The 22,812-nt window shown below is 64.7% G+C and carries 16 protein-coding genes; 13 read left to right on the forward strand and 3 right to left on the reverse strand.

Annotated features, from left to right (window positions below; translation table 11 throughout):
* Positions 1–36: 36 nt before the first annotated feature.
* From SKP52_RS03915 to SKP52_RS03960, 10 genes are all read left to right on the forward strand, one after another.
* Positions 37–1,077 (forward strand): glycoside hydrolase family 43 protein, encoded by a 1,041-nt coding sequence (locus SKP52_RS03915; protein WP_052208848.1) that lies wholly within the window; start codon positions 37–39, stop codon positions 1,075–1,077.
* Between the two features lie 14 nt (positions 1,078–1,091).
* Positions 1,092–3,416, forward strand: coding sequence for a GH92 family glycosyl hydrolase (locus SKP52_RS03920; protein WP_039579688.1), 2,325 nt, complete (start codon positions 1,092–1,094; stop codon positions 3,414–3,416).
* A 14-nt stretch (positions 3,417–3,430) separates the two neighbouring features.
* Entirely contained in the window at positions 3,431–4,867 is a 1,437-nt protein-coding gene (locus tag SKP52_RS03925) for a glycoside hydrolase family 125 protein (protein WP_039579692.1), read from the forward strand.
* A gap of 14 nt (positions 4,868–4,881) precedes the next feature.
* On the forward strand, positions 4,882–7,218 hold the full coding sequence (locus SKP52_RS03930) for a GH92 family glycosyl hydrolase (RefSeq protein WP_039579695.1): 2,337 nt from the start codon (positions 4,882–4,884) through the stop codon (positions 7,216–7,218).
* Between the two features lie 150 nt (positions 7,219–7,368).
* Entirely contained in the window at positions 7,369–8,289 is a 921-nt protein-coding gene (locus SKP52_RS03935; RefSeq protein ID WP_052208849.1) for an ROK family protein, read from the forward strand.
* A 41-nt stretch (positions 8,290–8,330) separates the two neighbouring features.
* Entirely contained in the window at positions 8,331–10,658 is a 2,328-nt protein-coding gene (locus SKP52_RS03940; protein WP_039579701.1) for a GH92 family glycosyl hydrolase, read from the forward strand.
* A gap of 83 nt (positions 10,659–10,741) precedes the next feature.
* Positions 10,742–12,550 (forward strand): monovalent cation:proton antiporter-2 (CPA2) family protein, encoded by a 1,809-nt coding sequence (locus SKP52_RS03945; RefSeq protein ID WP_039571984.1) that lies wholly within the window; start codon positions 10,742–10,744, stop codon positions 12,548–12,550.
* 195 nt (positions 12,551–12,745) lie between these two features.
* On the forward strand, positions 12,746–13,522 hold the full coding sequence (locus tag SKP52_RS03950; RefSeq protein ID WP_039571986.1) for an SDR family NAD(P)-dependent oxidoreductase: 777 nt from the start codon (positions 12,746–12,748) through the stop codon (positions 13,520–13,522).
* Positions 13,519–14,307 (forward strand): enoyl-CoA hydratase/isomerase family protein, encoded by a 789-nt coding sequence (locus SKP52_RS03955; RefSeq protein ID WP_039571988.1) that lies wholly within the window; start codon positions 13,519–13,521, stop codon positions 14,305–14,307. The genes SKP52_RS03950 and SKP52_RS03955 overlap by 4 nt, the downstream gene beginning before the upstream one ends.
* A 222-nt stretch (positions 14,308–14,529) precedes the next feature.
* Positions 14,530–16,254, forward strand: coding sequence for an arylsulfatase (locus SKP52_RS03960; protein WP_267128038.1), 1,725 nt, complete (start codon positions 14,530–14,532; stop codon positions 16,252–16,254).
* Here SKP52_RS03960 and SKP52_RS03965 read toward each other — a convergent pair.
* On the reverse strand, positions 16,174–17,112 hold the full coding sequence (locus SKP52_RS03965) for a formylglycine-generating enzyme family protein (protein WP_039571990.1): 939 nt from the start codon (positions 17,110–17,112) through the stop codon (positions 16,174–16,176). The genes SKP52_RS03960 and SKP52_RS03965 overlap by 81 nt on opposite strands.
* Complete coding sequence (locus SKP52_RS03970; RefSeq protein WP_052207780.1) at positions 17,112–17,738, reverse strand: TetR/AcrR family transcriptional regulator; 627 nt, start codon at positions 17,736–17,738, stop codon at positions 17,112–17,114. The genes SKP52_RS03965 and SKP52_RS03970 overlap by 1 nt, the downstream gene beginning before the upstream one ends.
* Positions 17,739–17,859: 121 nt before the next feature.
* Between SKP52_RS03970 and SKP52_RS03975 the strand changes: the two genes are divergently transcribed.
* A complete protein-coding gene (locus SKP52_RS03975) occupies positions 17,860–19,506 on the forward strand; it encodes a sulfatase-like hydrolase/transferase (protein WP_039571993.1) in 1,647 nt (548 codons plus the stop codon).
* A gap of 107 nt (positions 19,507–19,613) precedes the next feature.
* Positions 19,614–20,456: an amidohydrolase family protein gene (locus SKP52_RS03980; protein ID WP_039571996.1), complete on the forward strand. Its 843-nt coding sequence runs from the start codon at positions 19,614–19,616 to the stop codon at positions 20,454–20,456.
* Here the strand turns inward: SKP52_RS03980 and SKP52_RS03985 are convergent.
* Positions 20,453–21,520: a YeiH family protein gene (locus SKP52_RS03985; RefSeq protein WP_039579710.1), complete on the reverse strand. Its 1,068-nt coding sequence runs from the start codon at positions 21,518–21,520 to the stop codon at positions 20,453–20,455. The genes SKP52_RS03980 and SKP52_RS03985 overlap by 4 nt on opposite strands.
* Positions 21,521–21,713: 193 nt before the next feature.
* Here SKP52_RS03985 and SKP52_RS03990 point away from each other — a divergent pair, with 193 nt between their 5' ends.
* Positions 21,714–22,718, forward strand: coding sequence for a LacI family DNA-binding transcriptional regulator (locus SKP52_RS03990; RefSeq protein WP_039571999.1), 1,005 nt, complete (start codon positions 21,714–21,716; stop codon positions 22,716–22,718).
* Positions 22,719–22,812 lie beyond the last annotated feature (94 nt).

Consider the following 22,812-nt stretch of genomic DNA (forward strand, 5'->3'; position numbering starts at 1 on the left):
AAAGTGCGAGTCGGGTTGAAATCGCTGATCTTGGGGATGGCGCTGCTAACCGGCGGCACGGCTGCGGCAGAGAATCCGATCGTCCCCGGCTGGTACGCCGATCCCGAGATCCGCGTCTTCGGCGACCGCTACTGGATCTATCCGACCTATTCGGATCATGGCGAGACGCCCGACGTCTCCAAACATTTCAGTGAACGGCAAAAACAGCTGCGCGAGCAGAAGACGGTCCGGCCGTCCTATTATTTCCAAACCTTCTTCAACGTCTTTTCATCGCCCGATCTCGTCCACTGGACGAAGCATGATCACGCGCTCGATGTCGAGAATGTGACGTGGGCTGCCTATGCGGTGTGGGCGCCGTCGGCGATCGAGAAGGACGGCAAATATTATCTCTTCTTCGGCGCGAACGATATCCAGTCCGACGACCAACTCGGCGGCATCGGCGTCGCGGTCAGCGACCGGCCCGAGGGACCGTTCAAGGATGCGATCGGCAAGCCGCTGATCGATGCCTTCCACAATGGTGCGCAGCCGATCGACCAGTTCGTCTTTCGCGACGATGATGGGCAGCATTATCTCTATTATGGCGGCTGGAAGCATTGCAACGTCGTCCGCCTCGGCGACGACCTGACCTCGATCATCCCCTTCGCTGACGGCACGACCTATAAGGAAATCACGCCCCCCGGCTATGTCGAGGGCTCGTTCATGGTGAAGCGCAAGGGCGTCTATTATCTGATGTGGTCGGAGGGCGGCTGGACCGGCCCCGATTACTCGGTCGCTTATGCGATGGGGCCGTCGCCGATCGGGCCGTTCAAGCCGATGGGCAAGATTTTGGAGCAGGATTTCAAGATTGCGCGCGGCGCGGGCCATCATTCGGTGGTCAATGTGCCGGGCACCGACGACTGGTATATCGCCTATCACCGCCGCCCGCTTAGCGAGACGAGCGGCGAGCGGCGCCAGCTTGCGATCGACCGCATGATTTTCAACGCCGACGGCACAATCGCGCCGGTGATAATGACAAACGAGGGCGTCGCAGCGCGCCCGCTGCCGGCCCGAACGGCAAACAGGGGAGAGACGAAGTGAAGACGATCCGCAAGATGATGCTGGGCGCCGCGGCAAGCGCGCTCCTGCTCACCAGCGTCGGGACGCCCGCCGCCCTCGCGCAATCGGCCGCGAACCAGATCGCGCTCGTCGATTACGTCAACCCGCTGATGGGCACCGATTCCAGCTATCGCCTGTCCTACGGCAACACCTATCCCGCGGTCGCCGTCCCCTTCGGCATGAACAGCTGGACCCCGGTGACCGGCGAGCCCGGCAGCGGCTGGGGCTATACCTATGACGGCGAGAAGATCAGCGGTATCAAGCAGACGCACCAGCCGAGCCCGTGGATGAACGACTATGCCGCCTTCGCGCTGATGGCCGAAACCGGGCCGGTGAAGGTCAAGCAGCAGGAGCGCGGCAGCTGGTTCAGCCACAAGGCTGAGGTTGCGCGCCCCTATTCGTACAAAGTCTATCTCGCCGACTATGACGTGACCGCCGAGGTCGCACCGACCGAACGCGCCGCGCAGTTCCGCTTCACCTTCCCCGAAAGCGACGACGCGCATATCCTGCTCGACGGGCTCGCGGGCGGCTCGATGGTCAAGGTCGACGTCAAGAGCCGCCGCATCACCGGCTATGTCCGCAACAATCACGGCGGCGTGCCCGACAATTTCCACAATTATTTCGTCGCCGAATTCGACCGCGACTTCACGCTCGCACGCACCTGGGCGGGCGAGAATGCGCCGACAAACGAACTTGCCCGCGAAGGCGACCATGTCGGCGCGGTGCTGAGCTTCAAGACCAAGAAGGGCGACAAGGTCCATGTCCGCGTCGCCTCGTCCTTCATCAGCCCCGAACAGGCGCTGCTGAACCTGCGCAGCGAAATCGGCAGCGACAGTTTCGATACGACGCAGGCAAAGGCGAAGGCGGCGTGGGAGAAGGAACTTTCGCGTATCCGCGTCACCGATCCGGACCCCGAAAAAATCCGCACCTTCTATTCGTCGCTCTACCGGATGCTGCAATTCCCGCGCGTCTTTTACGAAAAGGACGCGAACGGCAAAATCGTCCACTACAGCCCCTATGACGGCAAGGTGCACGACGGTTACATGTTCACCGACAACGGTTTCTGGGACACATGGCGCGCGGTCTTCCCCTTCTTCGCGCTGATGTATCCCGAACTCGACAGCCAGATCATGCAGGGGCTGGTCAACACTTACAAACAGGGCGGCTGGCTGCCCGAATGGGCGAGCCCCGGCTATCGCAATGTGATGATCGGGTCGAATTCGGCGAATTTGATCGCCGACGCCTATTTCAACGGCGTGCGCGGTTTCGACGTCGAGACTTTGTATGAAGCGATGATCAAGAATGCGACGACGAGCGAGGGCCGGCCGCGCGACAAGGCGGGCAAGGTGATCGCCGCCGTCGGGCGCGAGGGCGCCGAATATTACAACCGCCTCGGCTATGTCCCCTATGACGTCGGCATCAACGAAAATGCCGCGCGCACGCTCGAATATGCGACCGCCGACTTCTCGATCGCGCAGCTCGCCAAGCTGCTCGGCAAGGAAGGTGATGCGAAGAAATATCGCGAGCGGGCGCTGAACTACCAAAAGCTCTACGACAATCAGAGCGGCTGGATCCGCGGCCGCAACCAGGACGGGTCGTGGTCGACGCCGTTCAACCCCTATAAATGGGGCGACGCCTTCACCGAGGGTAATGCGCTCCATTACAGCTGGGCGGTGATGCAGGACGTTCAGGGGCTTATGAACCTGATGGGCGGGCGCGAGAAATTCGTCGAGCGGCTCGATGCGATCTTCACCACTCCGCCGATCTTCGACGAAAGCTATTATGGGCAGGTGATCCACGAGATCCGCGAGATGCAGATCGTCGACATGGGCCAATATGCCCATGGCAACCAGCCGATCCAGCACATGCCCTATCTCTATAATTGGGCGGGCGCGCCGTGGAAGACGCAGCATCATGTCCGCGACATCATGGCCAAGCTCTATTCGTCGGCGCCCGACGGCTATCCGGGCGACGAGGATAATGGCCAGACGTCGGCCTGGTATGTCTTCTCGGCATTGGGCTTCTATCCGGTCGCCTCGGCGACGGGCGAATATGCGATCGGCAGCCCGCTGTTCCAGAAGGCCGAACTGACGATGCCCAATGGCAAGACGCTCACGATCAACGCGAAGAACAACAGCGATGCGAATATCTATCTCCAGTCGGTCGCGCTCGGCGGCAAGCCGCTAACCAAGACCTATTTCACCCACCGCGCCTTGTCGCAGGGCGGCACGGTCGACTTCGTGATGCGCGCCACGCCCAACAAGCAATGGGGCACCGCCCCCGCCGATGCGCCCTTCTCGATCAGTGCGCCGTCCAAATGAATTCGGAGATGAACATGACCCTGGGCCGCCGCGAAATCATGGCCGGAGCCGGTGCGCTCGCGCTCGCCGCCGCCGTGCCGACCGCCGCACGCGCCGCCACCGGCTTCGCCAGCAAGCGCCCCGCGCCCGCCGAGCGCGCCTTCACCAGCCCCGCGATCGAGGCCGAGATCGCGCGCGTGAAGGCGCGGATCGCCGACCCCGAACTCGCCTGGCTGTTCGAGAATTGCTACCCGAACACGCTCGACACAACGGTACAGGCGGGGACGCTCGATGGCCGCCCCGACACCTTCGTCATCACCGGCGATATCGAGGCGATGTGGCTGCGCGACAGCTCAGCGCAGGTGCAGCCCTATATCCATCTCGTCGCCGAGGACGCAAAGCTGAAGCGGCTGTTCCAGGGGCTGATCCAGCGGCAGGCGCGCTGCATCCTGATCGACCCTTACGCCAATGCGTTCGACAAGGACCCGACCGCGCCGTCGAAGCTCGAATGGTCGCAGACCGACAAGACCGAGATGAAGCCCGGCGTCGCCGAGCGCAAATGGGAAATCGACTCGCTCTGTTACGCGATGCGCCTGTCGCACGAATATTGGACGCGCACGAAGGACAAAGCGCCGTTCGACGAGACATGGTCGCGCGCGATGAAGCTCGCGGTCCAGACTTTCCGCGAACAGCAGCGCAAGGACGGGCCGGGGCCGTACAAGTTTCAGCGTCCCGCGCTCCAGCCGTCGGACAGTCTGATGCTCGGCGGCTATGGCCGGCCGACGAAAAAGATCGGGCTGATCCACTCGATGTTCCGCCCCTCGGACGATGCGTGCCTCTATCCCTTCCTGATCCCGTCGAACCTGTTCGCGGTGTCGGTGCTGCGCAAGATCGCGACCGTCCACCGCGAAGCGCGCGGCGATAACGCCGCGGCGACTGACGCCGAGGCGCTCGCCGCCGAGGTCGAGACCGCGCTGAAAGCGCATGCGCTGATCGACGACGGCAAGGGCGGGCAGGTTTGGGCCTATGAAATCGACGGCTTCGGCAATTATGTCTTTATGGACGATGCCAATGTGCCCAGCCTGTCGGGCCTGCCGCTGATCGACGTCGTCGACAGGAACGACCCGCTGTTCCGCCGCACCGCCGAACTCGCCTGGTCCGACCGCAACCCCTATTTCTTCAAGGGCAAGGCGGCCGAGGGCATCGGCGGGCCGCACATCGGCCTCGATATGATCTGGCCGATGTCGATCATCACCCGTGCGATGAACGCCGACGACGATGCGACGATCCTGCAATGCCTGCGCTGGCTGAAGACGACGCACGGCGGCACCGGCTTCATGCACGAAAGCTTTCACAAGGACGATCCCAAGAATTTCACGCGCAGCTGGTTCGCCTGGGCGAACGCGCTGTTCGGCCAGCTGATCGTCGAGGTCGCCGACAAGCGTCCCGCGCTGCTGTCGCGGCCGCTGTGAACGGGAAGGGCGCGATGATCACGACCAGCCGCCGCCAGCTTCTTGCTACCACCGGCCTGCTTGCACTTGGCGGCGCGATCCCCGCTGGCTGCTCGCGCGTCGCGGGCGGAGGCGCAGCGCCCGTCGTTGGCAAACCCAATCTCTTCATCGGCACCGGCGGGCACGGCCACACCTTCCCCGGCGCGTCGCTGCCTTTCGGCATGGCGCAATTGAGCCCCGACACGAACACCCACGGCTGGGATGCCTGTTCGGGCTATCACCAGAAAGATGGCTCGATCATGGGGTTCAGCCATACGCATCTGTCGGGCACCGGCATCGGCGACATGCTCGATGTGCTCGTCGTGCCGACGCGGCGCGAGCTGAAGCTCGAACCCGGCACGATCGAAAAGCCCGGCGAGGGTTATCGCCAACGCTATTCGGACGAACATGCCGAGCCCGGCTATTACCGCGTGAAGCTCGAAACCGGCGTGCTCGCCGAACTGACCGTCACCGAACGCTGCGGGCTGCACCGCTATCATTTCGGGCAAGGGGCAGGGCATATCCTGATCGATTTCGCTCACGCGATCGAGGATGACTGGGACAAGGGCATCGTCGTCGAAAAGGCCTCGCTCGACCTTGGCGAAGACGGAACGCTCACCGGCAGCCGGCAGGTCAACCGCTGGGCCAAGGGCCGCCATATCCATTTCGCGATGCAAATGTCGCGCCGCCCCGACCGCGTGCAATTTTTCGGCGACGACGGCAATCCCGCGCCCGACGGCGCGACGTCGATCAAGGGCAACAAGCTCAAGCTCGCCTTCTTCTTCGACGATGCCGGTGGCCCGCCGATCCTGATCAAGACCGGCCTTTCGGCGGTCGACGTGCAGGGCGCGCGCGATGCGCTCGCCGGTGAGGCGAAGGGCTGGGATTTCGATGGTGCGGTCAAGGCTGCGCGCGCCACCTGGGCCAAGGCGATCGGCGGCATCCGCGTGTCGGGCGGCACCGAGGCGCAGCGCGTCATCATGGCGAGCGCGCTCTATCATGCGCAACTCGCGCCGACGCTCTTCACCGACCGCGACGGCCGCTACGTCGGGCTCGACCGCGAGGTGCATCAGGCCGCGAACGGCGAGGAAGCGTTCAGCACCTATTCGCTGTGGGACACCTATCGCGCGCTCCACCCGCTCTTGACGCTGATCGATCCCGACCGTGCCGCGCTGCTGACGCGCGACATCTGCCGCCAGACCGCGCAGAGCCCCGCGGGCCCGCTCGTCTGGCCGCTGCAGGGAGTCGAGACCGCGTGCATGATCGGCTGGCACGGCGTCTCGGTGCTCGCCGAGGCGCATGCCAAGGGGATCAAGGCCGACTATGCCGCCGCCTGGCCGAATATCCGCCGCCGCGCCTTCGATCGCGATTATAAGGATATCGACAGCACCTTGGGCCGCGGCTTCTATTACGACCTCGGTTACATCCCGTGCGACGAGGTGTGGGAATCGGTCAGCCGGACGCAGGAATATGCCTATGACGACTGGGCGATGGCGCATCTCGCCGACGCGGTCGGCGCCAAGGAGGATGCCGCGGCGCTGCGCAAGCGGGCGCAAAATTATCGCGGCGTCATCGACCCCGAAACGCGCTTCGCGCGCCCGCGTTTCAAGGACGGCAGCTGGTGGCAGGATTATGACCCGGTCCAGATCGGCCATGACGTCAAGAAATGGCGCGACTATACCGAGGCGAACGGCTGGCAGGCGACCTTCCTCAACCAGCATGACGTCTATGGCCTGATCGACCATTTCGGCGGCGACGCGGCGTTCGAGAAACAGCTCGACGCGCTGTTCAACGCGCCATCGACCTTGCCCGACAATGCGCCGCCCGACATTTCGGGGCTCGTCGGTCAATATGCGCACGGCAATGAGCCGAACCACCATGTCGCCTATATGTACGCCTATTGCGGCGCCCCCGCGAAGACGCAGGCGATGGTGCGGCGGCTGCTCACCGAAATGTACAAGAACGACCCCGACGGCGTGATCGGCAATGATGATTGCGGCCAGATGAGTGCCTGGTTCATCCTCTCGGCATTGGGTTTCTACCCGGTCGACCCGGTGAGCGCGATCTACGTCTTCGGATCGCCGCTGTTCGATGTCGCCGAGGTGACGGTAGGCGCGGGCAAGACGCTGACCGTCCGTGCCGAGGGCAATGCTGCTGATCGGCCTTATGTCCAGTCGGTGCGCTGGAACGGCAAGCCGTGGAGCAAGAACTGGATCGCGCATGCCGACCTGATCGGCGGCGGCGAACTGGTCTTCGAAATGGGCGCCACGCCGTCAGCGTTCGGCACCGCCAGGGCCGATCGCCCGCCATCTTTCGGTTCCGCGCCCGCATGACGCAAATTTGCGACAAATTTTTGGTAACGAAAAGAAAATGATAAGAACGGAATGCGTTGTGAAACCTCTCCCAATCCTGCCACGTTCGGCCTTGCGCTGCGCTCCGGCGCCCTTCAAAAGCCTCGACGATCGAGCGGGGGGATGGCGCTGATGGATGGTGCAGTAACAGACCGCGGCGAAACGCGCCTGTTCGCCGGCGTCGAGCTGGGGGGCACCAAGTGCATCTGCACGCTCGCGTCGGGGCCGGACGACATCCGCGACCAGCGAACGATCGCGACCACCGTGCCATGGGAAACGCTGCCCGCGATCAAGGCGGTGCTCGATGAGTGGGCGTCGTCATACGGCTTCTGCGCTCTCGGTATCGCCTCCTTCGGGCCGATCCGGCTCGATCCCGCAAAGGCCGATTACGGCCAGATCGGTGCGACCAACAAAGCCGATTGGGAAGGCGCCGACCTGCTCGGGCCGCTGCAATCGGCCTTTGACGTTCCGATCGGGTTCGACACCGACGTCAACGGCGCCGCGCTCGCCGAAATCCGCTGGGGCAGCGGCCGCGGTCTCGACGACTTTGCCTATGTCACCGTAGGCACCGGGGTCGGCGTCGGGCTGATCGTCCACGGCCGTCCGACGCGCGGCTTCAGCCACAGCGAAATCGGCCATGTCCTTGTGCCGCGTCTTGCGGGTGACGACGTGCCGAGCGTTTGCCGTTTCCACGACGATTGCGTCGAGGGGCTCGCCTCGGGAACCGCGTTGAACGCCCGGCTCGCCGGCCGGTCCTTGTCGGACGTCGCGGCCGATGATCCGGTGTGGGAACCGATCGTGCACACACTCGCGACCATGATACATGACCTTGCCTGCACGACCGGGCCGATGCGCGTCGCAATGGGCGGCGGCGTGCTTGCGGGGCAGCCGCAATTGTTGCCGCGCATCAACGCAAGGCTCGAGGCCAGCCTCGCGGATTATATGCAGATTCCCGGCGGCGGCTCCTATGTCATCGCGCCCGAACTCGGCACGATGGCGGGGCCACTCGGCGCGATCGCGCTGGCGATGGACGCAATGGACGTCCGCGCATGATGACGTTGGACAGCGCCCGGCCTTCGCGGCACAAAGCCAGGATGAAACGCCTGACCGCTGCCGCCGCGCTGCTCGCGCTCCTGCCGATCCAGTCTTTCGCCGAACAAGCGGCGCCCGATCCGCTGAGCTTCGTCGACCCGATGATCGGCACTGGCCCCGAAGGCCACACCTTCCCCGGCGCGACCGCGCCGTTCGGCATGGTCCAGCTGTCGCCCGACACCGACGCGACGTGCCAGATCCGCGACTGCTATGATCATGCCGCGGGCTACAGCTATAACGATCCGACGATCCAGGGGTTCAGCCACACGCATTTCTCGGGCGCCGGCCATTCGGACCTTGGCGACATCCTCGTCATGCCGCAGGTTGGTGAGGTCAAGCTCGATCCCGGCGATCCGAAACAGCCCGGTTCGGGCTATCGCCAGCGTTTCGACCATGCGACCGAAAAGGCGAGCCCCGGCTATTATGCCGTTACGCTTGCGGATTCGGGCATCCGCGCCGAACTCACCGCGGGCACCCGCGTCGGCATCCATCGTTACAGCTTCCCGGCGGGCAAGGACGCGCACCTGCTGCTCGATCTCCGCTCGTCGCTCTATGATTATCCGGGCAAGATCCTCTGGTCCGGCCTTCACCTTCGCCACGACGGCACGCTCACCGGCTTTCGCGAGACGCGCGGCTGGGCGCCGGGGCGCAAGCTCTATTTCGCGATGCGCTTCTCGGCGCCGCTCAAGGGGCATGCTTTCCTCGATCGCGACGAGAAGGTCGCGTACAAGGGCTTTCAGGCACCCGGCCGCGGCAGCGACGCGCTCGCCGAAAAGCTCGGCAAGGCGCTCGAAGCGCGGCTCGATTTCGGCGCGCTGACCGGCCCGCTCGAAGTGCGCGTCGCACTCTCGGGCGTTGATGAGGCCGGCGCGGTCGCCAACCTCGATGCAGAAGGCGCTGGTTTCGACGCCGTTCGCGCCCGCACCGAAGGTGAATGGCGCAAGGCGCTTGGCGCGCTTCAAATCGAAGCGCCAGCGCCGATGCGCACCAATCTCTACACCGCGCTCTATCACAGCCTGCTCGCGCCGAGCGTGTGGAGCGATGTCGATGGCCGCTATCGCGGCCCCGACGATCAGGTCCACAGTGCCAAGGATTTCACTTTCCGCTCGACCTTCTCGCTCTGGGATACCTTCCGCGCGCAGCATCCTTTGCTGACGCTCGTCCAGCCCGACAGAACGAACAGCGACATCGTCAAATCGCTCGTCGCCAGCCGCAAGCACAGCCCGCACGGCATATTGCCCGTGTGGCAATTTCACGGCCGCGAAACCTGGACGATGATCGGCTATCACGCGGTCCCGGTGATCGCCGACGCCTATATGAAGGGCGTGGGCGATTTCGACGCGAACGAGGCTTTGGACGCGATGGTCGCGAGCGCCGAATACGCCCCCTATGGCGGGCTCGGCGACTATATGAAGCTCGGCTATGTCGCGATCGACCGCGAACCCGAAGCGGCGTCGAAGACGGTCGAATATGCCTATGACGACTGGACGATCGCGCGGATGGCGGAAAAGATGGGCCGCAAGGACATCGCCGACCGCTTCTACAAGCGCGCCGGTTACTGGCGGAACAGCTTCGACGCCAAGACCGGCTGGCTTCGTGCGCGCAAGACCGACGGCAGCTTCCGCACCCCGTTCGATCCGACCGCGATCAACTATGGCTCGGACTATACCGAGGGCAATGCGTGGCAATATAGCTGGTTCGTCCCGCAGGACCAGGCCGGGCTCTTCCGCATCCTCGGCGGCGATGCCAAGACGATCGCCAAGCTCGACGCGATGTTTGATTATGACATCTCGAAGCTCGATTATAGCCATGCCGAGGATATCGCCGGGCTGATCGGCCAATATATCCACGGCAACGAGCCGAGCCATCATGTGGCCTATCTCTACGCCTATGCCGGCGCGCCGTGGCGGACGCAGGAGCGGCTGAAGCAGATCGTCGACAGCCAATACAAGCCGACTCCCGACGGGCTGTCGGGCAACGATGACCTTGGCCAGATGTCGGCGTGGCTCGTCTTCACCGGCCTCGGTTTCTATCCGGTCGCGCCGGGGTCGAACCAATATGTGATCGGCCGGCCTTTCGTCGACCGCGCGGTGCTGAACCTGCCCGGCGGCAAGCGCTTCACCGTCGAGACGGCGGGGCTGTCCGACGCGAACCGCTACGTCGGCAAGGTCGAGCTCAACGGAAAGCCGCTGACGCGCAGCTGGATTTCGGACGCCGAAATCCGCGGCGGCGGCACGCTGCGCTTCACGATGCAGGCGAAGCCCGATACCGCTTGGGGCAAGGTGCCCGGCGCGCGGCCCTATTCGCGTTCTACGGATGGCGCGCGCTGATCCGTTATTTTCGCGCCGGGCCTTGATTCCTTATACCTTTCCCGGGCACGTTGACCGCTCAACGACCGGGTAGGGGACGAACCATGGCCGCAGACACCGCCCATGCCGCCGAAGCCGCCGCGCACGGGTTCGATCTGTTGCCGATCGTCATCCTGCTCGCCGCCGCCGTCGTCGCGGTGCCGCTGTTCAAGCGGCTCGGGCTCGGCTCGGTGCTCGGCTATCTTGCGGCGGGGCTCGCGATCGGTCCCTTCGGGCTGGCGCTTTTCTCGGACGCGCAGACGATCCTCCACGTCGCCGAACTCGGCGTCGTCATGTTCCTCTTCATCATCGGGCTGGAGATGCAGCCGTCGCGCCTGTGGGCGATGCGCGGCGAAATTTTCGGGCTCGGTGCGGCGCAGGTCGGCGGCGCGATCGCGCTGCTCATCTGCGTCGGGCTCGCGCTCGGCTATCCGGTCGCGGCGAGCTTCGTCGCGGGCACCGGGTTCGTGCTGACCTCGACCGCGATCGTCATGCAGATGCTCGACGAACGACGCGCGATGGGGCTGCCGAAGGGGCGGCGGATCATCGCGATCCTGCTGCTCGAGGATCTGGCGATCGTGCCCTTGCTCGCGCTCACCGCCTTCCTCGCGCCGGGCGGCGAGGCGGTGTCGATGACCGACCGTCTGATTTCGGTTGCGATCGGCCTCGGCGCGATCATTGGGCTGATCCTCGCGGGGCGCTACCTGCTCGACCCGATGTTCCGCCTGCTCGGGCGGGCCAAGGCGCGTGAGGTGATGACCGCGGCGGCGCTGCTCGTCGTCCTCGGCGCCGCGCTCGCGATGCAGACGGCGGGGCTGTCGATGGCGATGGGCGCCTTCCTCGCCGGGGTGCTCCTCTCCGAATCCTCGTTCCGCCACCAGCTTGAGGCCGACGTCGAGCCGTTCCGCGGCGTCTTGCTCGGCCTCTTCTTTCTCGGCGTCGGCATGGCGCTCGACCTTAATATCGTCGCCGCCAATCTAGGCCTGATCGCGATTTCGGTCACCGCTTACATGACGCTCAAGATGATCGTCATCTATGCTGTCGCGCGGCTGTTCCGGAGCAGCAATGCGGAGGCGGTCGAGCGCGCGGTGCTGATGGCGCAGGGCGGCGAATTCGCCTTCGTGCTTTATGCCGCGGCGGCGAGCGTCGGGATCATCGATGCGACAAGCAACGCGATCCTGACCGCGATCATCATCGTGTCGATGGTGCTGACCCCGATCATGATCATCCTCCACGACCGCTTCATGCCGCGCGCCGCGGATCGGGCCGACGATCTCGACGTCGCCGACAATCTTAGCGCCAGCGTGTTGATGATCGGATTTGGCCGCTTCGGCCAGATCGTCAGCCAGCCGCTCTTCGCCAATGGTTGCACCATATCGCTGATCGACACCGACACGATCGCGATCCGCGAATCGATGGCCTTCGGTTTCAAGATTTATTACGGCGACGGCACGCGGCTCGACATCCTTCATGCCGCCGGTGCGCAGGATGCGCGGATGATCATCGTCGCGACCGACGACCGCGAAACGACGCTCAAGATCGTCGAGCTGGTGAAGGCCGAGTTCCCGCACATCCCGCTGCTCGCCCGCGCCTTCGACCGCGAACATGCGATCGAGCTGGTGAATGCCCGCGCCGATTATCAGGTGCGCGAGACGTTCGAATCGGCGCTGGTGATGGCGGAGGAAGCGTTGCGGCGGCTGGAGGTCGACGAAGAGGCGATCGGCGACATCATGGACGAAACGCGGCGGCGCGATCAGGAGCGGTTCGACATCGACATCTGCAACGGTGTCTACGCCAGTCGCCATCTGATCCAGGGCAATGTGCCGGTCGAGGATCGCGACCGATATATCGTCAAGCCCAGCGACGGACGCTGAGCGAACCTTTATCCCCCGCCCGCCGCGCTTGGCAGCCGCGACGGGGGATGAGGTTTGGTGTGCACGATGAGAACATTAAGAGAACAAAACTCATTCGTCAACCTGTTTCTCGCAGTTTTTCAGCGCGCCTCTCCGTCCGGTTGACGCGAACGTCAATCAGGGTCAATGCATAGCAAACGAAGGAAAGGGAGTCTGATGGCGGAGCAACCGAAGTTCGACCTCACGGGACGCGTGGCGCTGGTGACGGGCGCCTCCTCGGGCCTCGGCGCGGGTTTCGCCAGGGCGCTCGCCGCCGCAGGGGCAAAGGTGGTGCTCGCCGCGCGCCGCGCCGACAAGCTGGCCGAACAGGTTGCCGCGATCGAGGCTACGGGCGGGCAGGCGATCGCGGTCAGTATGGACGTCACCGACGAGGCTTCGACGATCGCCGCCTATGACGCCGCCGAGGCTGCCTTCGGCACCGTCGACACGATCGTCGCCAATGCCGGGGTCGCGACCGAGAAGATGGCGATGAGCCTGACCGCCGCCGACGTCGATTTCCTGCTCGCCGCCAATGTCCGCGGCGTCTTCCTGACCGCGACCGAAGGGGCCAAGCGTCTCGACAAGGCTGGTAGCCGCGAAAAACAGCACGGCCGCATCGTCCTGATCGGTTCGATCACCGCCGAAAAGGTCTTTCCTGCAACATCGGTCTATGGCGCGACCAAGGCGGCGGTGCGCCACCTCGGCAAGGCGCTGGCGCGCGAATGGGCGCGGCGCGGGATCAGCGTCAATGTGATCCAGCCCGGCTATTTCGAATCCGAAATGACCGCCGAATTGTTCGATAGCGATACGGGCGCCGCGATGGTGAAAAGCTTCCCGCGACAGCGCATGCGCCCCGCCACCGACCTCCACGCGCCGCTGCTCCTCCTCTGCTCCGACGCCGCGCTCGGCATCACCGGCAGCGTCATCACCGTCGACGACGGGCAGACATTGTGACTGCGTTGCTGATCGAACGCCGCGGCGCGGTCGAGATCGCGACGCTCAACCGGCCCGAACGGCTCAATGCGCTGAACGAGGCGCTGGTCGACGAACTCAATGCCTATTTCGGCGGGCTCGCCGAGCGCCCAGAGGTCCGCGTTGTCGTTCTGCGCGGAGCGGGGCGCGGCTTTTGCGCCGGGCTCGATATCCAGGAAGACCGCTCGGGCGATGAAACGCCGGTGCTTCGCACGCTGCGCACCCAGACGCGCATCGGCAATATCTATCGCAAGATGCGCGCCTGTCCGCAGCCGATCATCGCGCTGGGGCAGGGCGCGGCGTGCGGCGGCGGCCTGTCGCTGCTGCTCGCGTCCGACGTGCGTTATGCCGCGCCTTCGTTCAAGGCGAACGCCGCCTATATCCGCATCGGCCTTGGCGGGTGCGATATGGCGTCGAGCTATTTCCTGCCGCGCCTCGTTGGCGCCAGCCTCGCGTCCGAGATGATCCTGACCGGCCGCTTCATCGACGCCGAGCGTGCGCTCCGCGCGGGCCTCGTCAGCGAGATCGTCGACGAGGAGGCGCTGCTGACCCACGGGCTCGCGCTCGCCGACGAAATGCTCGCGACCGCGCCCTATGGTCTGCGCCTATCGAAACAGGCGCTAAACCTCAACATCGACGCGCCAAGCCTCGACGCCGCGATGGCGATCGAGGACCGCCAGCAGGTGATCCTTTCGGCCACCGAAGACCATCGCGAAGCGCTCGCGGCCTTCCTCGAAAAGCGCGCGCCAGAATATCGTGAACGATAAATAACTGGCCGCGCACCGCCCCCATTGACTCGACAATATATTGACATAGTAAGTGTCACATCCCGAGGGGGTGGGAGTGATGGCAGTGCGCAGGAGGACCACTAAATGCCGGGTCGCTTAGGCGGGTCCCGGCGTACTGCCATCATCCTAATCGGCGCCCTGATCGCGATGGGTCCTGTGCAGGCGCAACCTGCAAAAACGGCGCCAAAACAACCGAATATCGTGATCTTGCTCGCCGACGACTGGGGCTTTTCGGATGTCGGGTCCTTCGGTTCGGAGATTGCGACCCCGAATATCGACGCGCTCGCGCAGTCGGGCATGCGCTTCTCGAACTTCCATGTCGCGGGTTCTTGCTCGCCGACGCGCGCGATGCTGCAAACGGGGGTGATGAACCATCGCAACGGGCTCGGCAACATGCCCGAGACGATCCCCGACCAGCATCGCGGCAAGCCCGGATATGACACGGTGATGAACCTGCGCGTCGTGACGATCGCGCAGCTTCTGAAGGCCGCAGGCTATCGCACCTATCTCACCGGTAAATGGCACCTTGGTAGCGATGCCAAGCGACTGCCCCACGCTCGCGGATATGACCGCGCTTACAGCCTAGCCGATGCCGGCGCCGATAATTTCGAGCAGCGCCCGATCGAGGGCATGTACGACACTGCCGCGTGGACCGAGAATGGCAGGCCCGCGACCCTGCCCAAGGATTATTACTCCTCGCATTTCGTCGTCCGGCGGATGATCGATTATATCGAGGAGGGGCGCCAAAGCGGCAAACCCTTCCTCGCCTCGATCAACTTCCTCGCCAACCACATCCCGATACAGGCGCCCGACAGCGACATCGCGCGCTATTCGGCGATGTACAAGGATGGCTGGACCGCGCTCCGCGAAGCGCGGGCAAAGCGCGCCGCGATGCTGGGCATCATGCCCGCTGGCATACCGATCGTCACGATGGCGACGACGCCCGACTGGAAGAAACTCGACGCCGAAGAGCGCGCCGCCGCGATCCGCGTGATGCAGGCTTATGGCGGCATGGCGACCGCGATGGACCGCGAGGTCGGCCGCCTCGTCGCGCACCTCAAGGCTAAGGGCGATTATGAGAACACGATCTTCGTCTTCCTGTCGGACAATGGCTCCGAGCCGACCAATCCGTTTCACAGCCTGCGCAACCGGCTGTTTCTCGGCATGCAATATGATCTTGCGACGGCAAATATCGGCCGGCGCGGCAGTTTCGCCGCGATCGGTCCCGGCTGGGCGAGCGCCGCGGCATCGCCCTTGTCGGGGTATAAGTTCACCGCCGCCGAGGGCGGACTGCGCGTGCCGCTCATCATCGCCTGGCCGGGCAATGGGAATATCCGTGCGGGCGGTATCAGCAATGGCCTCGCGCATGTGACCGACATTCTGCCGACGCTGACCGACCTTGTCGGCGTGCAAGGCCACGGCGGGTCATGGCAAGGCAAGGCGGTCGAGCCCGTCACCGGGCGCAGCCTTGTCCCGATGCTGAAAGGCGGGGCGGGCAGCGTCCATGGCGATACGCCGCTCGGTTACGAACTGTCGGGCAATGCGGCGCTGTTCCGCGGCGATTACAAGCTGGTGCGCAACCTCGCGCCGACCGGCGACGGCAAATGGCGGCTCTATAATCTGAAAACCGACCCCGGCGAAACGCGCGACCTTGCTGGGGCGCAGCCCGACCGCTTCGCCGCGATGATCGCGGATTATCGCGCCTATGCCAAGGCGAATGGCGTGCTCGACATGCCCGCGGGCTACACCGCCGACGAACAGATCAACGCCTATGCCTTCGAACATCAGGGCAAGCCGCGCCTCATCCGCGTCGGCCTGTGGGTCGGCGGGATTGCCGTGCTGCTGTCAGTCCTCGCTTGGGACTGGCGCCGCCGGCGCCGGGCGCGCCGTATCGATCAGGCGAAACCCGATATGATCGGTGCCTAGGCCGCGTTCCTGGAACTGGCGCGCTGCGGGGCGGTAACGCGCACAATAATTGGCCGCGCACAAAAAGCTGCCGCCCTTGATCACATTGTTCTCGCCGCCCGCCTGGCTCGTCGTCCATTCCCACACATTGCCGATCAGGTCGTAAACGCCATGCCGGTCGGCGGGGAAGCAGGCGACCGGCGCGCGGCTGGTGAAGCCATCGGTGCCAAGGTCGCGCGCCGGAAAGGCGCCCTGATAATAATTGGCCTGCGGCTTGCCCGCCTTGTCGACCGGCACGTTACGGTCGGCGCCGCCGGTCGCCGCGGCGAGTTCCCACTGTTCCTCGCTCGGCAGCGTCTTGCCCTTCCATTTGGCATAGGCGAGCGCATCGTCATACCCGACCTGCACCACCGGATCGCGGCCGCGCCCGTCGATATTCGTTTGGGGCCCCGCCGGGTGCTGCCACTCGGCGCCGACCACCCAGCGCCACCAGTTCGGGTTGCCGTCGGTTGGCACCGTGAACACCGCGCCGCCGGGGATCAGCATCTCGGGCGGCGCGCCGGGCAGCTTCGGCGGGTCCAGTTCGGCGAGCGTCTTATACCCCGTCGCTTTCACGAATTCGGCGAACTCGGCGTTGGTGACCTCGTGCGTCGACATCCAGAAGCCAGCGACAGTCGCGTCGCGCGCTGGACCTTCCTCGGGCAAATGCGCATCGGCACCCATCGCAAAGGTCGCACCGGGGATCCACACATATTCCTCTGCCGGGATCGCCGCGCATTCGGGCGGTTTCGCTTCGGCAAGCGGCGCATGTTTCGCCTTGCCGCACGCCACGAGCGCGCCGAGCAGGGCCAGCGACAACAGGACGGAAGCCTCGCGCATCAATCCTGTTCGACGATCGTCGCCAGCACCGCCTCGACCATCTGCCCCATCACCGTCCCGGCCTCTTCGGCGGACAGGCTCTGGTCGTGGCGCAGCGTCCGCCAGGTGTGGAACGACAGCGTGGCGCACAACGCCTCGACACCAATCTGGTCGGCGCGGACCTGACCGGGAAGCAGGCAAAGGATCAACTCGCGCTCGAACATCACAACGCGGCTATATTGTGCCATCAGGAAGGGGGATTGGTAGCGCTTGATATTGGCGGCGAGGCGAAACGGCAAAGTCGTCTCGAACAGGCGAACGCGCCGGCGGACGAGTTCTCGGATATTCGCGCGCCACGGCTGGTCGGGATAGGGCGCCATGACGATCGGCGCGACGCGGTCGGTGATCGTTGCCGTGATCTCGGCATAGAGCGCGTCCATATCGTCGAAATGACGGAACACAGTGCGCAGACCGATGCCGGCCTCCTCAGCGACGCGCGCCGCGCTCGGCGACAAGTCGCCCGCAATGATCAACTCCATCATCGCCTGAACAATGCGCTTGTGACTCGACCGCCCGCGTTCGCGGCGACCATCGACCCGCTCGGGCTCGGTCCGTGGCGCGCTCAGTTTCTTCACCCCTGTCGTCATCGCCTCCCTGCTGGCCCGACTTGGCGCCGGGGTCAAACAATCTTGCGTATCGGCCGATATAATGACACATATAGTGTCAATAGTTTCAGAACAAGCCGGGAGCTTGGGATAGGGGCCGAAAATGAAGAAAATATGGGTGGCTCTATGCGTATTGGCCCTTGTGGGCGCGGGCGGATATTGGGCGTTCGAGGCGAACAAATATAAGCTTCCGGGCATCGTTCAGGACTGGAAGGATCCCGTGCAACCGAACCGCGCCGTCGCCTGGAAGCAGGGGCCGGCGGAGGCGCCCGCCAGCCCGCTTGAGGGCAACCGTCCGCCCAACATCATCCTGATCGTCGCCGACGATCTCGGCTATAACGACATCAGCCTAAATGGCGGCGGGGTTGCGGGCGGGCTGGTCAAGACGCCGAACATCGACGCGATCGCGCGCGAAGGGGTCAATTTCACCACCGCCTATGCCGCCAACGCAACCTGCTCGCCGTCGCGCGCGGCGATGATGACGGGGCGCTACCCGACGCGCTTCGGCTTCGAATTTACCGCGGTTCCGACCGCGTTTGCCGAAAGCGTGTCGCATGGGGCGGGGGTTGGGCCGCACAAGGCGATCTTCCACAAGGATCTGATCACGCCCGACATCCCCGACTATCCCGACATGGGCGTTCCCGCAAAGGAAGTGACGATCGCCGAGACGGTGAAGGCCGCGGGCTATCACACGCTCCACATCGGCAAATGGCACCTGGGCGAGGCGCCCGCGCTTCAGCCGCACGCGCAGGGTTTCGACGAAAGCCTTGCCGTGCTCGGCGGCGCGGCGATGTTCCTGCCCGAGGATGATCCCGATGCGGTGAATGCGAAGCTGCCGTGGGACCGCATCGACCATTTCATCTGGGCCAATCTGCGCCATGCGGTGAGCTTCAACGGCAGCAAGCGCTTTCATCCCAAGGGTCATATGACCGACTATTTCGCCGATGAAGCGATCTCGGCGATCGAGGCGAACCGCAATCGGCCCTTCTTCCTCTATCTCGCCTTTAACGCCCCGCACACACCGCTGCAGGCGACAACGGCCGATTATGCCCAGCTGCCGCAGATCAAGGATCACAAGACGCGCGTTTATGGCGCGATGATCGCGCAGCTCGACCGGCGTATCGGCGATGTGATGGCAAAGCTGAAAGAATTGGGGATCGACAACAATACGCTCGTCATCTTCACCAGCGACAATGGCGGTGCCTGGTACACCGGAATCGACCATCTCAACGCGCCCTATCGCGGGTGGAAAGCCACTTTCTTCGAAGGCGGCATCCGAACTCCCTTCTTCATGCGCTGGCCGGGGCATCTCGCGCCCGGATCGACGCGCGCCGACATCACGGGGCATATCGACCTGTTCTCGACCATCGCCGCCGCGGCGGGGGCAAAGATACCGGCCGACCGGATCGTCGACAGCGAGGATATATTGGCCGGCCCCGCAAAGCGCGCGGCGCTTTATTGGCGCTCGGGCGATTATCGCGCCGTGCGCGCGGGCGACTGGAAGCTGCAGGTAACGAAGCGTCCTGAAAAGGCGCGCCTCTATAATCTCGCGGTCGATCCGACCGAACAGCGCGATATATCAGCAAGCGAGCCGCAGCGCGTTACCGAACTTCGCGCGATGCTCGACGCGCAGAACCCGGGCATGGCAAAGCCGATCTGGCCGGGGCTGATCGAGGCGCCGGTGCGGATCGACGTGCCCCAGAATGCCCCGTGGAAAGACGGGCAAGACTATATCTACTGGACGAACTGACGCCGTCGTCCTGTCTCCGGCTTCTGTTTTGCGCGGGCTGGGGCGAACCGCTTGGTAAGGCGGCGATTTTGTGGCAGGCTGGGCATCCGACCCGCTTTGGAGCCGTCATGCGAAGCCTGCTGCTTTCCCTCGCCCTGCTGATCCCGCTCGCGCCCGCGTTCGGGCAAGACCAGCTCTTCGATACCCACGTCCACCTCTGGAATGGCGAGGCGTCGATCAAGGACTATCAGGCGCAGCTCAAGGCCGCGAACCGTTCGGTCGACGCCTTCGGCGCCATGTGGTTCGGCGGCCCCAATCAGGCGCTCGCCGGCAACCCCGCCGACATCCGCAAACGTAATGATCGGCTGATCGCGCTCGCCGCGAAGCACAAAGACATGATCCCCATCGCCACCGTCCACCCCTATGATGGCGACGCCGCGCTCGCCGAGGTCGACCGTGTCGCCGCGCGCGGGGTGAAACTGCTCAAGATCCACCCGCATACGCAGAAATTCGACGCCGCCGACCCGCGCGTGCTGACGCTGGTCAAGCGCGCGGGCGCGGCGGGGCTGATCGTCGTGATGGATAATGCGAACATCCTCCCCGGCGACAGTGAGAAGCTGTTCAACCTCGCGCTCGCGGCGCCGAAGACGAAATTCATCTTCGCGCATATGGGCGGGATGAACTTTCGCTTCTGGAACATCCTCGCGCTCGCGCGCACCGCCGAAAATCTGTTCGCCGAGAATATTTATTTCGACATTTCGGCGAGCGTCATCCTCGCCGCGAACTCGCCGATCGAGGCCGAATATGTCTGGACGATCCGCAACGTCGGCGTCGACCATGTGCTGCTCGCGTCGGACTTCCCGCAAATCTCGCTGCCCAAGACGCTCGAGGCCTTCGCCAAGCTCGACCTGACCGACGAAGAGCGCGCCAAGATCCGCTCGGGCAACGCGCGAAAGCTGCTGGGGCTTTAGACGATCGCGAGCGCGAACAGCAGCGACACGGCAAAGCTCGTCAGCGAGGCGAGCAACACCGGAACGCCCGCGCGCCACCCCATGTCGAGCAGCAGGTCCATCCGCGTCCGCATCGCGGTCGCGGTGACCGCGAGCAGCAGCAGCGCCTTCGACGCGGTCAGCGCGCCGCCGCGCACGGCTTCGGGGATCGGCGCAAAACTGTTCAGCGTGACCATCGCAAAGAAAGCGACGATGAACCAGGGCAGGGCGATGCGCCGCCAGATGCGCTGCTCGCTGCCGTCCTCGGGCTTGAGGAGCAGCCCGACGAGTGCGACCACCGGCGCGAGCAGCGCGACGCGTGCGAGCTTGACGATCGTCGCGCTCGCCCCCGCGGCATCGGAAAAGGCATAGCCGCCGCCGATCGCCTGCGCGACGTCGTGGATCGACGCACCGATCAGGAACCCCGCCTGCGCATCGCTCAGCCCGAAGCGCGCGGCGAGCAGGGGATAAATTGTCATCGCGAGCGCGCTCGCAAGCGAGACGCCGACCAGGGTCAATGCGAACTGCGCTTGCGGTAATCGTTGCCGTCCGATCACCCCGTAAAGCGCGAGCGCCGCGCTTGCGCCGCAGATCGCGGTCGCGCCGCCGGCGAGCAGCCCGGCATAGGGCGTCTGCCCCGACAATCGCGCGCCCAGAAATCCGGCGCCCATCGTCAATGTCATGATGACGATCAGCGCCGCGAACGGTACCGGGCCGAGAACCGCGATCTGCAGGAACGTGACCTGCAGGCCCAGCACGACGATGCCGATGCGCAGGAAGGTCCGCGAGGCGAAATCGAGCCCGCGGTGCGTCGCCACGTTCGCCGAGATGAAATTGAGCGCCAGCCCGACGAGGAGGCCGAGCAGGATGATCGGAAAACCATAATGGTCGGACAGCCATGCCGCCGCCGCCGCCGCCACCGCACAGGCGGCCAAGCCGGGGAACAGGCTGCCCTTGGGCGCCGTCCCGGCCATGGTCTGGGCAAGGTGCAATTCGCCGAACAGGTCGCCGCGGCTCTGCAGACCGTTCCAATGCGCGTGGCGCATCGATGTCAGGTCGTTTCTGTCCAGCGCTGTCATGGGAACGCGCCATATCGTGAAGCGAGCGAAGGGCGCAAGCCCTCTCTTGCCGAAGCGCCGATGAAGCGCCTAAGCAGACAACGATGGTCAGCAGAGGCCAGCAGGGGAGACGCCGAACCGTGAACGTCATTCGCATCGCCGCCGCGGAACGCAAGCGCGCATGACCCGTGCGACAATCAAGGATGTGTCGCGCGTTGCGGGCGTGTCGATCAAGACCGTGTCGCGCGTGCTCAACAAGGAACGCTATGTCAGCGACGACATGCGGCAAAAGGTCGAGGAAGCGGTCGCGCGCCTCAATTATCACCCCAGCCAGGCGGCGCGTACGCTCGCTGGAAAACGCTCGTTTCAGATCGGGCTGATCCACGACAATCCCAGCCCCTATTATATCTTCAACATGCAAGCCGGCGTCGGGCAGCGGTGCCGCGAGGCCGACTTTCGAATGATCGTCCAGCCGTGCGACATCAACTCGCCCGGCCTTGTCGACGACATCGGCGCGCTGATCGATCAGGCGCAGCTCGACGGCATCATCATGACCCCGCCGGTAACCGATGTCGGCACCGCGCTTGCCGAATTGTTCCGCCGCAAGATTCCCGTCGTGCGCGTCCAACCGGGCACCGATTTGACCGCAACCTCGGCGGTTTACATCGACAATGTGCAGGCGGCCGACGACATGACGGCCTATCTGATCTCGCTCGGACACCGCCGCATCGGCTTCGTCACCGGGCACGGCAATTATTTCGCCAGCGGCCAGCGATTGACCGGATACCGGCAGGCGCTTCAGCGTGCGGGCATCGGCTTCGACGCCGCGCTGGTCTTTCCGGGGCAGTTTGATTTCCAGTCGGGGACCGCTGCGGCCGAGGCGCTGCTGGCGCTCGACCAGCCGCCGACCGCGATTTTCGCGAGCAGCGACGATATGGCCGCGGGCGTGCTCGCCGCAGCGCACCGCATGGGCATTTCGGTGCCCGGACAACTCTCGGTCGCGGGCTTCGACGATACCGACCTTGCGCAGGTCGTGTGGCCCGCGCTCACCACGATCCACCAGCCGATCCGCGACCTCGGCTACGCCGCCGCCGACCTGCTGCTCGAATTTGGCGAGACGATCGAGCGACGCCAGCTGCCGCACAAGCTGGTCGTGCGCGGTTCGACGGCAGCGCCGTCCAATTAAACCGCCGTGTCTCCGCGAAGGCGGAGACCCATCGCCGGGTCGTTCAAACTTTCGCCGACCGGAGACAGGCCCCGGCCTACGCAGGGGCGCAGAA

Source organism: Sphingopyxis fribergensis (assembly GCF_000803645.1).
Lineage (GTDB): Bacteria > Pseudomonadota > Alphaproteobacteria > Sphingomonadales > Sphingomonadaceae > Sphingopyxis > Sphingopyxis fribergensis.

Excerpts from the sequence above, each read along its gene's own strand:
- SKP52_RS03990 (WP_039571999.1), top strand. The coding sequence starts at position 21,714 with ATGACCCGTGCGACAATCAAGGATGTGTCGCGCGTTGCGGGCGTGTCG.
- SKP52_RS03935 (WP_052208849.1), top strand. The coding sequence starts at position 7,369 with ATGGATGGTGCAGTAACAGACCGCGGCGAAACGCGCCTGTTCGCCGGC.
- SKP52_RS03940 (WP_039579701.1), top strand. The coding sequence starts at position 8,331 with ATGAAACGCCTGACCGCTGCCGCCGCGCTGCTCGCGCTCCTGCCGATC.
- SKP52_RS03925 (WP_039579692.1), top strand. The coding sequence starts at position 3,431 with ATGACCCTGGGCCGCCGCGAAATCATGGCCGGAGCCGGTGCGCTCGCG.
- SKP52_RS03985 (WP_039579710.1), bottom strand. The coding sequence starts at position 21,520 with ATGCGCCACGCGCATTGGAACGGTCTGCAGAGCCGCGGCGACCTGTTC.
- SKP52_RS03980 (WP_039571996.1), top strand. The coding sequence starts at position 19,614 with ATGCGAAGCCTGCTGCTTTCCCTCGCCCTGCTGATCCCGCTCGCGCCC.
- SKP52_RS03920 (WP_039579688.1), top strand. The coding sequence starts at position 1,092 with ATGATGCTGGGCGCCGCGGCAAGCGCGCTCCTGCTCACCAGCGTCGGG.
- SKP52_RS03965 (WP_039571990.1), bottom strand. The coding sequence starts at position 17,112 with ATGCGCGAGGCTTCCGTCCTGTTGTCGCTGGCCCTGCTCGGCGCGCTC.
- SKP52_RS03950 (WP_039571986.1), top strand. The coding sequence starts at position 12,746 with ATGGCGGAGCAACCGAAGTTCGACCTCACGGGACGCGTGGCGCTGGTG.
- SKP52_RS03970 (WP_052207780.1), bottom strand. The coding sequence starts at position 17,738 with ATGACGACAGGGGTGAAGAAACTGAGCGCGCCACGGACCGAGCCCGAG.
- SKP52_RS03945 (WP_039571984.1), top strand. The coding sequence starts at position 10,742 with ATGGCCGCAGACACCGCCCATGCCGCCGAAGCCGCCGCGCACGGGTTC.
- SKP52_RS03915 (WP_052208848.1), top strand. The coding sequence starts at position 37 with ATGGCGCTGCTAACCGGCGGCACGGCTGCGGCAGAGAATCCGATCGTC.
- SKP52_RS03930 (WP_039579695.1), top strand. The coding sequence starts at position 4,882 with ATGATCACGACCAGCCGCCGCCAGCTTCTTGCTACCACCGGCCTGCTT.
- SKP52_RS03975 (WP_039571993.1), top strand. The coding sequence starts at position 17,860 with ATGAAGAAAATATGGGTGGCTCTATGCGTATTGGCCCTTGTGGGCGCG.